General features: G+C 54.1%; 11 protein-coding genes and 1 pseudogene. 3 read left to right on the top strand and 9 right to left on the bottom strand.

Translation table 11 applies throughout. The features are described from left to right. Nucleotides 1-203: 203 nt before the first annotated feature. The 6 genes and pseudogenes from ribB to LDB05_RS22885 form a co-directional block, all read right to left on the bottom strand. Nucleotides 204-881 (bottom strand): 3,4-dihydroxy-2-butanone-4-phosphate synthase, encoded by a 678-nt coding sequence (gene ribB / locus LDB05_RS22910; RefSeq protein ID WP_226008388.1) that lies wholly within the window; start codon nucleotides 879-881, stop codon nucleotides 204-206. Next, on the bottom strand, nucleotides 871-1,587 hold the full coding sequence (locus LDB05_RS22905) for a CTP-dependent riboflavin kinase (RefSeq protein ID WP_226008387.1): 717 nt from the start codon (nucleotides 1,585-1,587) through the stop codon (nucleotides 871-873). Before LDB05_RS22905 ends, ribB begins: the two co-directional genes overlap by 11 nt. A gap of 311 nt (nucleotides 1,588-1,898) precedes the next feature. Beyond that, nucleotides 1,899-2,666: an SDR family oxidoreductase gene (locus LDB05_RS22900; protein WP_226008386.1), complete on the bottom strand. Its 768-nt coding sequence runs from the start codon at nucleotides 2,664-2,666 to the stop codon at nucleotides 1,899-1,901. Nucleotides 2,667-2,802: 136 nt separating this feature from the next. Beyond that, the gene (locus LDB05_RS22895; RefSeq protein WP_226008385.1) at nucleotides 2,803-3,996 is read right to left on the bottom strand and encodes an LLM class flavin-dependent oxidoreductase; all 1,194 of its coding nucleotides are present in this window, start codon (nucleotides 3,994-3,996) and stop codon (nucleotides 2,803-2,805) included. 313 nt (nucleotides 3,997-4,309) lie between these two features. After that, complete coding sequence (locus LDB05_RS22890; RefSeq protein ID WP_226008384.1) at nucleotides 4,310-5,449, bottom strand: acyl-CoA dehydrogenase family protein; 1,140 nt, start codon at nucleotides 5,447-5,449, stop codon at nucleotides 4,310-4,312. Nucleotides 5,450-5,577: 128 nt separating this feature from the next. Beyond that, nucleotides 5,578-5,762, bottom strand: a pseudogene (locus LDB05_RS22885) (3-hydroxybutyryl-CoA dehydrogenase); the annotation flags it as partial. Between the two features lie 746 nt (nucleotides 5,763-6,508). Between LDB05_RS22885 and LDB05_RS22880 the strand changes: the two are divergent. Next, nucleotides 6,509-7,279 carry an IclR family transcriptional regulator gene (locus LDB05_RS22880; protein ID WP_226008383.1) on the top strand — a complete coding sequence of 257 codons (771 nt, stop codon included), beginning with the start codon at nucleotides 6,509-6,511 and terminating at the stop codon, nucleotides 7,277-7,279. A gap of 68 nt (nucleotides 7,280-7,347) precedes the next feature. Here the strand turns inward: LDB05_RS22880 and LDB05_RS22875 are convergent, their stop codons facing one another. Further along, complete coding sequence (locus tag LDB05_RS22875) at nucleotides 7,348-10,425, bottom strand: FAD-binding and (Fe-S)-binding domain-containing protein (RefSeq protein ID WP_226008382.1); 3,078 nt, start codon at nucleotides 10,423-10,425, stop codon at nucleotides 7,348-7,350. Nucleotides 10,426-10,819: 394 nt separating this feature from the next. Between LDB05_RS22875 and LDB05_RS22870 the strand changes: the two genes are divergently transcribed. Beyond that, nucleotides 10,820-11,215: an acyl-CoA thioesterase gene (locus LDB05_RS22870; RefSeq protein ID WP_226008381.1), complete on the top strand. Its 396-nt coding sequence runs from the start codon at nucleotides 10,820-10,822 to the stop codon at nucleotides 11,213-11,215. A gap of 128 nt (nucleotides 11,216-11,343) precedes the next feature. On the opposite strand, the gene LDB05_RS23470 is transcribed toward LDB05_RS22870, so the two are convergent. After that, complete coding sequence (locus tag LDB05_RS23470; protein WP_284145800.1) at nucleotides 11,344-11,475, bottom strand: hypothetical protein; 132 nt, start codon at nucleotides 11,473-11,475, stop codon at nucleotides 11,344-11,346. Nucleotides 11,476-11,606: 131 nt separating this feature from the next. Next, a complete protein-coding gene (locus tag LDB05_RS22865; RefSeq protein ID WP_226008380.1) occupies nucleotides 11,607-11,744 on the bottom strand; it encodes a hypothetical protein in 138 nt (45 codons plus the stop codon). Nucleotides 11,745-11,790: 46 nt separating this feature from the next. On the opposite strand from LDB05_RS22865, the gene LDB05_RS22860 reads away from it, so the two are divergent. Beyond that, nucleotides 11,791-12,450, top strand: coding sequence for a GNAT family N-acetyltransferase (locus LDB05_RS22860; protein ID WP_343232941.1), 660 nt, complete (start codon nucleotides 11,791-11,793; stop codon nucleotides 12,448-12,450). Nucleotides 12,451-12,494 lie beyond the last annotated feature (44 nt).

Here is a 12,494-nt window from a genome sequence, read left to right as displayed (position 1 = left end):
GTGTGAATATAGCCGTTATCTAAATAGACATATCTATTCCCAGTGTCCGTGTGAAAATTTCCACTTTCTTCGAGGTATGACTTCAGTTCCTTGAGACATAGGTGATATATTTAATTAATTGAATAGAGCGGTTTGGTCAGGTTTGAATAACCGGACTCGTTCCTACGAATAACGAACGATACTGATACCGCTTTTCAAGGGCGCTAAAGACGTTTGACCTGCTCGCCACGAACGAGCGGGATATCATTTTGTCTCGCATATGTGAGTGCATCTGGCCAAGAGAGTGCCCCACCGGTGTCGTCGTCGAGCATCTCACAGAGTGCGACTGCTGGTACCCGGTTTGCGGCCTTGGCCAGCACGATGCCCATTTCAGTATGTCCGGCTCGATCGTGGAGGAGTCCTGGTGCAGCCTTTAGGAGATGAACATGTCCAGGCGATCGGAACGTGTTGCCGAAGTCGGCGTGTTCTGGATCGCTAGCCGCTGTTCCGAGAGCCGCGACGGTCTTTGCCCGGTCTTGATCAGTGATTCCGGTACGTGTGTCGCGATGGTTTACCGTAAGCGAGAACGACGAGCGGTCGTCATACTTGAGATCATGAGCCGCGGCGGCTGGATGATCGAGTTCATCTTGGAGGAAAGGCAACGAAAACGCGTTAGCGACTTCGTTTCCGAGGGCAACACAGAGTAGGCCGCCGGCGTCGTTTCGAAGGGTAGCCACTCGATCAGGCGTCACAGCTGCTGCCGGGAACATCATATCGACCTCGTTTTCCCGGCTTTTGTCATCATAGACGAGAACTGGATCATCGTCGCGAAAAGCCGCCACAGCCTCGTCGAGAACTACTTTGGGCTCCCAGTTCGCGCTCGCTTCCGATTTATAACTCATTTATGTTCACCTCAACTATCTGGCCGTCAGTGAGGCCCATTGTTTCACGCAAATTGTCGGGCGCTAAGAGTTCTAATTCAGTCTGATCGTGTTCTGTCCGGAAAGGATACACCATATGGACTTGCTCGTACGTTCTCCCAGCATCAGTGGTGATCGTCACTGGATGGCAGACTGCTGGCCCGAAATCCCGATCCTCGTCGCTCCATCCCTCAATCCAGATAGGACAGATCACATCAAGTTGGCGGCGCTGGACGGTTGATTCGTCATCAAGTTCAATGTTGAGTGTACCGGGATATGGTGTGTAACCGAGTTTCTCCTGAAACTGGCGCTTGTAGCCCGACAGCCCTACAAAGTGCTTGCCTTTACCAACTCCGCTAGTCACCTTTCCACGGAGTTTCGTGTCCTCATACCGCTCAACCACCGATGATTCACGTCCGTCCGTCTTGACCGCATTTAGGACCGAAAGCGCAGACGGACGGAGACAAGGACGATCTGAGGTGGTCTCGATAAAACTCCTGTCCACGAGTGCGGTAAACTGCTCGTGCACCTCGGATTCACTTATACCAATTTTGCTCGCCAATTCCTCAATTAACTGGCTTTCCTCATGTTCACCTTTTCCGATTTCATTTAGGATTGCGAGTTTTGTGCTGTCGAGCGGCTTGGCATTAGTACCAGTCGCTTTTGTTTCATTGTTATGAGCGTTCATGATTTGGCTATTGAGGGGTCTGCCTACTGTCCTTAATGTACACGGACTACTAAAATCTATTGGGATTCATTCACATGGTGGGTGTTAAATGTCATATAAAGGCTCTATACAGGTTGTTCTCGGCGAGGTTCAATGTACGTCTATTGAGATATGGCTGTAGTGTTACGGAGAACAATTGGATGGGGATACGTAGTGCCGACTGTTCGTGGATAAATCGAAATACGACTCTGCTGGCGACTGGCCAGCAAGAATCACCAACCGTCTATATTGACAGTGTTCGAGTGTATGAACCGTTCGACTACGTAAGCGTGTTACCAGTATCCATTTGCGAGAAGGCCACCGTCAACGACGAGGTTGTGGCCGGTAACATGCGAGGACATATCACTCGCTAAATAGACGGCAGTATTGCCGATCTCCTCAGGGGTGCACAACTCACCGAGCGGAAGATACTGTGAATGTTCTTCGTCAATACCGGCATCGGCCAGCATCTGCGTCTCAACGAGTCCTGGATTAATCGCATTGACGCGGATATTGTCAGGACCGAGTTCAACGGCTAGCTCCCGTGTTAGATTGGCTACTGCACCTTTCGACGTACAGTACGTAGAGGCTTGGTCGAGTCCACTCAGCCCACCTACCGACGAGAGGTTGACAATTGCGTTCTTTTCGTCTTGCTCACGCATCACCTCTGCTGCGGCTTTACATCCGAAGAACACTCCACGAACGTTGATGTCGATTGTTCGGTCAAATTCGTCTTCCTCGATGTCATAGATTGAACCCCCCTCGAAGATTCCTGCATTATTCACCATGACATCGAGTGAACCGTAAGCGTCGACCGTCTCCTGGACCGTCGCCTGTAGATCATCTATCGAGGTTACGTCTGTCTCAACGAAGCGGGCATTAGCGTCGTATTCCGTTTCGATGAGTTCGTGAGTCGGCTGACCACTCTCGCGGGGTTCCTCACGGATATCCGCAATAGTCACGTTCGAACCGGCTTCTGCCAGTTTTAGTGCGATCGCTCGTCCGTTCCCGGATGCGCCACCAGTTACAATCGAGGCTGCGTCATCTAAGTTTGCTAGCATGCAACAAAACACTCGACTGGATCGAATATAAATCTTTACTTATCTCTAATATATTACATTATGTCTGGGATCGGAGTATTAATGCGTCTAACGACATCTTGACGCTTCAGAAGAGAATCAGATAGAATGTCCGCTATTAGAAGTGGCGGACGTTGTCAGAACCGTCGAGTTTGAATACGTCGTCGTCAGGGGCTGGTTCCTCGAAGGGCATGATTTGGCTTTTAGAGAATTCACGCGGGCCGACGCGAGACTTGAAGGCGGGCATAACTTCCTTGGCGAACAGCTCGAGCGACTGGTCCCACTTGTGTCGGGGGATTTGCCAGTCGTGGTGATTGATTAGCAGTTGACCGAACGGGCCAATTTTCTCCTGTATTGCCTTGATCTGCTCGATGATGTCCTCCGGAGTACCGATAAGTAGGGGAACGTTTTCGGCGACCCATTCCATCGTTATGTCTTCTCGCTCCATTTCCTCATCTGTTGCCATAATGGGAGCGAGGCCGAGCTCGAGCATGTAATCGTAGTAGTCCCATGCTCCTTCACGTATCTCTTCGAAGGCTTGTTCTTTGCTCTCGGAGATATAGACGTCACGAACGATACACCAATCCTGCCGGGCTTCCATCGGGTCACGACCTGCCTCTTCGGCACCTTCTTCGATAGCTTCTGCACTATCGGCAAGGCTGATGCAAGCAGGGTTATCGGGTGCCTCCACTGGGATGAAACTGAGGCTGAGAGGGCGGTATCCATCCTTAGCTGCATTATAGAATGAACTCCGGGAAGTCAACCCAGCAACCGAAGATTTCGGCTCCTCTTGGTAGGTTGGAAGCTGAATCAATCGATCTTCGTATTCGAAGAACTCCCCATTGTAGTCTGTTGGTTCTTCAGCCTGGAGATATGTTTCAATGACATCGATGGCCTCCCACATCCGGTCCTTGGCTCGGTCATCCATCGCGTTGAACATCTCCATGTCCGATGGCAGAGCACCACCACCGTACCCGAGAATCACGCGTCCATGAGATATCTGGTCGAGGAAGGCAAGCCGCTCAGCTACTGAGAACGGATCATTAACGTCATATGGGAGGTTGACCGTTGCAGGCATCAGCTTAATCCGGTCCGTAGCTTCTGCCATCCGTGCTAGTTGCATTTCAGACATCGGGACCGTTTCGTGACCTCCGCTATGGTGTTCTCCGACCCAGTACTCATCGAACCCGAGTTTCTCCGCTAACTGTGCTTCCTCAACCATTTGGTCAAGAGACAGTGTCCAATTTGTTCCCGGCCGCCATGCTGGCTGTGCGAACACCCCAAATTCTAGGTCCACATCGTTCTGTGACATTCCATTCTACATCTTGGACCCCTCATTAATAAAGGTTATGTCAGAGATCGGCTACCACACCACTCTCATGGGTCATCTTTCCTTGCAGCTCGGAGAAGTCTGATTGAACCTAGACATACGTTCCGTCTATTTCTGGTTATTGAGCAAAGTTGAATATCTCTATCCGAGCAGATTGGTCGTCAGTAAGTCGGAGTTCACTAACTCAGACGGCAGAATAAGTACTCAATTATGTGAGAATGTTTTTGAAGGGTGGTGGATTAAAAGTTTCTGGGGGCACATACCGTCGTCGGATTGAGAGTCCACCACACAACGGTTATAGTAGCTGGTCTGCGATGATATTCTTCTGGATCTCGCTCGTTCCCTCGTAAATTTTTGTGATACGAGCGTCACGATAGTAGCGCTCAGCCGGATAGTCCGTAACGTAGCCCGAACCGCCATGGACCTGGATTCCCTCGTCTGCAACCTTGACTGAAATTTCGCTGGCAAACAGCTTTGCCATACTTGAGAACTGTGCAGCGATATCTTGGTTGTTCTGTTCGACTTCGGTCGCGGCACGATAGGTCAGCGAACGAGCAGCCTCTACCCGAGTTGCCATCTCGGCAAGTTTGTGTTCAATTGCCTGGAACTCCCCAATCTTCTGGCCGAACTGTTCGCGTTCACCAGCGTAGTCAATCGCGGAGTCAAGCGCACCTTGTGCAGCGCCGATAGCCTGTGCGGCGACATTGGTTCGGCCAGAGGCGAAGAACTCCATGAGCTGGTAGAATCCTTTGTCTACCTTCCCGATAACATTCCCATCGGGCACACGTACGTCGTCAATGACAACTTCAGCGAGGTCGGAGGCGCGGATACCGAGCTTGTTGTCGATCTTCTCAGTCGAGACACCATCAGTATCCATTGGCAGGAGGAAAGCAGTAATTCCGCGATGACCTTCTCCCGGACTCGTTTTCGCCATGGCAACGCCAACGTCGGCGACTGTCCCGTTCGTGATCCACATTTTGTTCCCGTTCAAGACGTATTCGTCGCCATCTTTCTCAGCGACGGTCTCAATTCCCGCAACGTTTGATCCATGGGCGGGTTCCGAAATCATCGAACAGGAGGCGATTTCACCGTTTGCGATCTTTGGAAGCCACTCTTCTTTCATCCATTCGTCACCAAACTCGACGATCATGTTCGTTCCGAAACCTGCGCTGCCGACCGCAGATCCAATTCCGGGATCAGCTCGCCATAGTTCCTCAGTGACTATCGTCTTTGAAAGTCTGTCCATGCCGGCTCCAGCGTACTCGAGCGGAATAGTCGGCGCAACGAAGTCGTACTCAGCGGCTTTTCGTCGTAGCTCTTCAGGGTATTTTCCTTCGCGATCGTGTTTCTCTGCAACCGGCTTAATCTCGTTTTCACCGAACTCACGAACAGCATCACGGATAGCTTCGTGCTCATCAGACAAACTGAATGCCATACATGCACTCATCAGATGGATGTAAAAGTATTTTCGAGTTGAATCGTCCCGGTGGTGACTGTGTATACATTCACCAAACAATATATTGTCTTCTTTTTGTCTCTATGTGCCTTTCACAGAATATGAGGCTAGTCATCGATCATTCCGACGCGTTCTCCGTCTCCCAAGTAGAATCCTTCATCCCTTTATTCCCGAGATTGCCAGCAGCGACTCCCCATCGAAGGGTCTGCGGGGGCCGGAACCGCTCACTCAGTTCTGAACGAAGATGTTCTGCGATGTCAAGCCAGACGCCGAGACTGACGTGACTGTTAACTCAGGGGGCCATCGGACAGCTTTACCCGGTCCGCATACCATCGTCAATAATACAACAACATCATCACGAAGCCAGTATAGTACTGGTGAAAATTGGGTATATGTATTATCTTTACCATAATATTTAAAATCTCGATTAGATGATCCGGGACTCTAGTTAGAGACACAACAGAGATGCAAATCGAAAACCAGCAAACTGGCTGAAGTCCGTTTCATAATTCGAAAAATAGCCTTACGATCAGATATATAAGATATAGAATGAAATTTATTACCCGTTTGTTAAGGAGTAAGTAAGTGATTTTACAGAAGTATGGATGTAAACACATGACAGGATCACAGTGCCTATTTTACAACCATATGTCCGTGATGTCTATTTAAGCTGTCAATTGAACCATAGAGATAGCAAGTGAAATTCCAAAAACTTGTGAAATTATGACGGTTGTCTTTGGTATAGTTTAGCATGAGTCAAGGCGAACTATTCAACTAACGCAGACCCCTCAATCGATCACGAGAAAGGAACTCAGAATGAGACACAAATTTCGTAATAAGAAACGGAGTGCAATGAGCGGCTGAAGATAGTAGTGGAATAAATCTATGAGAGAAGGGTTATCTCCGAATCTAGTCGGATATACAGCGAAGATAAAAGAGTATTTTTGAATATTATATTGCTAAATCAGTGAAACGAAGGTACCATATGTCGGTTTCGAATGAGTAAACTTCTTACCGTGGTAAATTGTTTATCGAACAATGGCATCGCACGAGAACGAATCGACACGAATCAAGAGCGTCGAAACAACTCTTGAGATCATTGATGTTTTGAAACAGAAAAATGGAGCAACTGTCTCAGAGTTAGCCGCTGCGATCGGCATGTCAAAAGGAACAGTACACAAACATCTAGCTACGTTACGAGAGCACGATTATGTCGTAAACAACAGCGGTAACTACCAAGTCGGTCTCCGTTTTCTGGATATTGGAGGGTATACTCTCTGCCAGTTCGATGGCATTAACCAGATTGAGTCCAAGCTGAAAGAGATCGCAGACGAGATAGGCGAAACCGTCCAATTTTCTACAGAGCAGCACGGTCGGTCCGTCGTGCTAGCATGGGAAACGGGGCCAAAGGGCGTCTATAGTCGCGCGCGACTCGGAAAACGATTCTATATGCACCAAACTGCAGGAGGGAAAGCGATCCTCGCTAATCTACCAAAACAGCGCGTAGAAGCGATCATCGATCAGCATGGTCTGCCACCTGCAACGGATTCGACGATTACAACAGAATCCGAGCTTTTCGAGGAACTTGAAACGATTAGTAACCGGGGATACGCCTTCAACAAGGCTGAAAGTACAGATGGACTCCACGCTGTCGGCGTTCCGCTAATGGGACCAGAAGGGGGTGTTCTTGGGGCGTTTGCTGTTGCCGGACCAAGCCATGGAATGTACGGTAATCGATTTGAAGACAAGATACCAAACGTTATGCAAAGCGCTGTCAATGAGATTGAGTTGAATCTCACATATTCTTAGGAAAGATCGTCCCTTTGACGCCATAACAATGCTATCGTGGGACCGACTGAACCGCCATGCTCGCGCCGTTACCGCGGGAGTGCATACGCTAGCAGTTCGACCGGCGTCGGCGGTTCCTCGCGATCGAGGTCGCTACCCGCGAGAGAACTTTCCCTCGGCACCGGTTCGAGTCGCTTATCACCGAGCTGAGTGCGACAAGACGTCCCCGGTGCGGTGACAACGGTCGCGTGGCTGTCCTCAATCTGATCGATGAGGATGTCACCGATGGACTGGCTCAAGGAGTAGTGTTCGCTCTCGTAGCCGAAGCTGCCAGCCATTCCACAACAGCCCGAGTCGAGCGGGTCGACTGCATAGCCTACCCGGCGTAGGACGCCAACGGCGTGGTGGTCCTTCTTTGTCGCCTTCTGGTGGCAGTGGCCATGATAGGCTAAAGACTCAGACGGGGCTACCCAATCGACGTTCTCGTCGAGGCGAAACATGTCTATATATTCACATATTCCATAGGCATTGTCTGCGACAGATTTGACACCGGTCCCGTCGAGCAGATCAAGCGCGTCAGACTGGAACATCACCGCGTCCGAGGGTTCCGCGAGGACGACGTCCCAGCCATCTTTGACGCGGGGCGCGAGTTCGGCGATGTTTATCCGCATCGCCTGCCGGGCCTGATCGACGAAACCCTTCGAGAGCGCAGGTCGTCCGCTGTCGGTCTGTTTGGCGAGGTCGACGTGAACGCCGGCGGCCTCGAGAACGCGAATCGTCGCCTTTCCAACCGAGGGGTGGCTGTAGTTGGTATAGGTGTCGACGAAGAAGACGGCCTTGCGCTTAGCGGTGGACTCGGGAATTCGAGATCCGCCGCGAGCCTCGAACCACTCTTGCACGGTCTCACGATGGAACTCCGGCAGCGACCGCTCGCTGGCGATTCCGATGATCTTTTCGGCGATCATTCCAGCTCCCGGAAGTGACTGCGCGAGGTTCGAGAGCGGTGCAAGGGAACTGCCGATCGGGGCCAGACGGTCGAAATTCGCGAACAGTTTGTCTCGAAGGCTAGCACCGTGTTCTTGATGGCGCGCATGCATGACTTCCGTCTTCAGCTTGGCCATGTCGACCTCGCTGGGGCAGTCCCGTGCACAGCCCTTGCAGCCGATACAGAGGCCCAGCACCTCCTCGGCGAACTCGTCGTCGGTGGGATCATCGGGGAGGTCACCGCTCATCGCCTGCCGGAGGAGGTTCGCGCGACCTCGCGTGGCCGTGATCTCCTCATCGGCCGCGCGGTAGGTCGGACACATCACGCCGCCGGTACTCTCCTGATCGCCCCGACAGCCGCCACAGCCGTGGCAGAGCTCGACCATCCCCTGCATGCCGTTTTCATTGTCCCAGTTCAGTGACGGCTCGAACCCGGCGTCGTACGCGTACTCGTCGTCGTACCGGAGGTTCTCCGTCATGTCGTGGTCACCACAGACGTTCCCCGGGTTTAGGAGCCAGGTAGGGTCGAATGCCGTCTTCAGGTCACGGAACGTCTGCCAAAGCTTCTCTCCGTAGAGCTTGCGATTCCACTGAGTGCGGGCGCGACCGTCGCCGTGTTCGCCGGAGACCGATCCGCCGAACTCGACGACCATATCCGTCACTTCGTCGGCGATCTCAACCATATCCTCGCGGTCCTCGGCGGCCTTCGTATTCACTAATGGGCGCACGTGGAGGACCCCCGGCCCAGCGTGGGCGTAGAAGGCCGCGTCGACGTCGCGGTCCTTTTCGACGAGCAACGACTGGAACCGCTCAACGAACTCGGGGAGGTGCTCCGGCGGGATAGCGCAGTCCTCCATGAAGCTGATATGCTTCTCGTCGGAGGTCCGTGAGAGCAAGATCGGCAGCCCAGCCTTGCGGAGCTTCCAGAACTTCTCGCGCTTGGCGTCGGCGTGTGCTTCGAGCCCCTCGAAGGCGTGGGTCTCATCGACGGCGGGCCGGTCCTCGGGTGACGCCGCCTTACTCTCACCGTCTGGCACCCGATCAGCGAGGAGGCAGGCAGTCCGTTCCCGGCCGTGCTTGTCGTCTTCGGCGTAGAATTCCACGAGCAGCGCCGCCTGCGCGCCGTCAGGCACCAGCGCCGCGATCTCCTCGAACTCCGCGGTCTCGCGGGCCAGCCCGATCAGCACGTCGTCGATGAGTTCGACCGCTACGGGGTCGTGCTCGAGGACATGCTGGACGTCCGTGACGGCTGCGAGGACGCTCTCGTAGAACAGCAGGGAAACTGCCTTCGTCTCGGGAACGGGCTCGAGGGAAACCTCGGCCTCCGTAATGACGGCCAGCGTCCCCTCGCTGCCCGCGAGCAGCCGTGCAAGATTAACGGTACCGCTCTCGGCTTCCTCGACGAGCACATCGAGGTTGTAACCGGAGACGTTGCGCTTCAGGTCAGGGAACCGTTCGCGGACGTCGTCGGCCTCCTCGTTGATGATCCGGACGACTTCCGCAGAGACGCGCTCGAGGAGGTCGCCGACGGGATCGGCCCGCTCGCGGAGTTCGTCAACCTCGATCTCGCCGAGGGTCGCGACGGTGCCGTCGGCGAGGACGACCTCGCACTCCTCGACGTAGACGTCGGTCTTTCCGTACTTCAGCGAATGGGCACCCGTGGAGTTGTTGCCGATCGCGCCGCCGATGACGCTGCGGTCACCGGCGGCGGGATCCGGCGCGAACTTCAGCCCGTGGGGCGCTAACGCGTCGTTGAGTTCCTCGAGGACGACGCCCGACTGAACGCGGGCGCGCTGCGCGTCGGCCTCGACGGAGACGATCCCATCCATGTAACGGCTGAAGTCGAGGACGACGGCCTCGTTGACCGCCTGGCCGGCGAGGCTCGTGCCCCCGCCCCGTGGAAGGACGGGAATCTCGTGGTCAGCGCAGTAGGAGACGACGCTAGCGACATCTTCAGTCGACTTCGGGAAGACGACGCCGATCGGCGTCTCTTCGTAGGCGCTCGCGTCCGTCGCGTACAGCTGCCGGGTGTACGTGTCGAATCGGACGTCACCATTGATCCGCTCGCAGAGGGCGGCGACCAGATCCGGACGTTCGACATCGTCGGAGGTGTAGTCGTACTCTGCCCGCTCGTCAGCGTCCGATGCGTCGACGTCGAGAGGAGTGTTAGGACTCACAGTCATAGCTCGTCAGACCGTCTCGAGGGAGTCATCGACGTTCCTGCCGCAAGCGGGTGATAGACTAGCCCGCCGGAAACGGTTCGCGACGGTTACGAAGACGGTGCAGATATCGGTAGGTTCGGTCGCGGACGCGTCACCGGAATTCCCACTCCGGCGCGTCCTGATCCGCGTATCGATAGGCATTCGTGATCAATCTTCGAACGCCATACCCATCAATGTTTTCTCGTGAGATATTCTCTCGCTTCTTGATCACTTCCAACCGAGAACAGCAAGTAGCGGTTCCACCTAGAAACGGACTCCGGACCGGACATCAATTGGTGAACGGCGTTGAGTGATCGATCAGACGCAGCGTTCGACAATAGACTTATATCTCCTAACACATTCGATCCGTAATGTCATGAGTTTCACACGCACTTGGACCGTCCGGTTTTCGGACACTGATCCATTTGGTATTGCTCACTACCCGCGGATGGTCGACGCGATCCACGAGACATCAGACATGTTCATGGAGGGGATCGGATGGCCCTATTGGGAGCTTCACGAGCAACATGGGCTCGGCCTTCCGCTCGTCTCGATGGACTTCGATTTCATGGGTCAAGTTCATGGTGGCGATGACATCAAGATCGAACTGAACGCGACCGTCGGAAAATCAAGCGTTCAGTTCAATTACCTGGCGAGCCACAACGGCGAGGTCGTCTTCGAGGGGACTGAACACCGCGTCTGCGTGCCAATGGACGGCGACAGCGGTATTACGGTTCCCGACGATTTACGAGAAGCGCTCGAGAGCGCTTGACACTCAGTTCGGACCAGCATCGACGACCACCTACTGGGAACCAACGCGAGGAACAGACCATAGTGCCTGGAGACGCGGGACAGTTTTCGCCTGCTATTCTCGCGTTCGAACGCATTGTAAGTGATCCCTCAGCGCTCGCACTCGTTGTCGGCGAGCGTGTGGTCGGCGCACTCGATCGGCAGCGGCAGTGCCTCGTAGACTACGACGTCTTCGTCCCAGAGGATGATGACCGATCGACTGTCGGTCGCGTCGGTTTCCACGTCGTTCCTGATCCGTTGAGCGAATTCTGTACCGTCGATCTATCATCGCCCGTCACGCCATAGACATCGATCTTCTCTGGGAGACATCCGTCGTCGGCCTCGGTGCCCGACCGGACGGCGTCCGGATCATTTCAGTAGTGGCAGAAGAGGCCGATGTTATCCATGTAGAAGCAGTATTCGTAGTTGTAGCCGATGTCGATATCGAGCGAGGGCGGCTGGGCCTTGACGGTGAGAGTCACCAGTTCGTAGGACAACGCCCACCGCGGCACGGCGTACGCAGTATCGTTGACGGTGAAGCCAAAAAGGAGGTCCCATATGACTCCACGTCGAGGACACAGCCAAACGAACATATTCGTGATAAACGATGAGTTGGTAGCTGTTCACACTGGAACTATGGCCGCGAACGCATGTTCCGGGTGGGATAATTCCGAGTGCAAGGGGACGGTACACTGTCCACCGCGCTGTCCGCGATTCATCGACAACGAGGGAACAGCGGTAGTGATCCGCCCCCCTGATTCCGACTGCCGTAACGCGCTGCTTGAGATGTACGACACCATCGACGACTCAACAATGGGGCTCCCACCGGAGCACCGCGACGACCGCGAGCAGTGGCTTGATCGACTCCTGAACGATGGCTGGAACCTAATCGTGACGGCTGACGACGAGGTTGTCGGACACGTCGCTGTCGTCCCGGCCGACGCTGCCGATCCAGAGTTTGTTATTTTCGTCCGCCCCGATTTTCAGAACCGAAAGATCGGGACTGAGCTGCTCAAGCACGTCATCGCCTACGCTGATGACCGCGACCACGAAGAACTGAATCTCAACGTCCCGAAGGGGCACCGTCGGGCGATCACCCTCTATGAAAAAATTGGATTCAGCGTGACCGATATCGATCGGCCTGACCTCAAAATGCGACTACCGCTGGAGGCTCCTCTGGTAACGACAGTTCAACGACCGCCGGCCGGCCGTGACTGACCGCTTTCGGCAGCTGGCGACTACAACTCCAGACTTACTCTCTC

Source organism: Natrinema salinisoli, assembly GCF_020405205.1.
Classification (GTDB): domain Archaea; phylum Halobacteriota; class Halobacteria; order Halobacteriales; family Natrialbaceae; genus Natrinema; species Natrinema salinisoli.
The sequence above is the reverse complement of the archived record's forward strand: the minus strand, read 5'-3'. Positions and strand labels throughout refer to the sequence as shown.

What these genes read in the sequence shown, in the direction of transcription:
- LDB05_RS22905 (WP_226008387.1), bottom strand. Translation starts at nt 1,587, where the DNA reads ATGAACGCTCATAACAATGAAACAAAAGCGACTGGTACTAATGCCAAG.
- LDB05_RS22870 (WP_226008381.1), top strand. Translation starts at nt 10,820, where the DNA reads ATGAGTTTCACACGCACTTGGACCGTCCGGTTTTCGGACACTGATCCA.
- LDB05_RS22860 (WP_343232941.1), top strand. Translation starts at nt 11,791, where the DNA reads ATGACTCCACGTCGAGGACACAGCCAAACGAACATATTCGTGATAAAC.
- LDB05_RS22895 (WP_226008385.1), bottom strand. Translation starts at nt 3,996, where the DNA reads ATGTCACAGAACGATGTGGACCTAGAATTTGGGGTGTTCGCACAGCCA.
- ribB (WP_226008388.1), bottom strand. Translation starts at nt 881, where the DNA reads ATGAGTTATAAATCGGAAGCGAGCGCGAACTGGGAGCCCAAAGTAGTT.
- LDB05_RS22900 (WP_226008386.1), bottom strand. Translation starts at nt 2,666, where the DNA reads ATGCTAGCAAACTTAGATGACGCAGCCTCGATTGTAACTGGTGGCGCA.
- LDB05_RS22880 (WP_226008383.1), top strand. Translation starts at nt 6,509, where the DNA reads ATGGCATCGCACGAGAACGAATCGACACGAATCAAGAGCGTCGAAACA.
- LDB05_RS22890 (WP_226008384.1), bottom strand. Translation starts at nt 5,449, where the DNA reads ATGGCATTCAGTTTGTCTGATGAGCACGAAGCTATCCGTGATGCTGTT.
- LDB05_RS22875 (WP_226008382.1), bottom strand. Translation starts at nt 10,425, where the DNA reads ATGACTGTGAGTCCTAACACTCCTCTCGACGTCGACGCATCGGACGCT.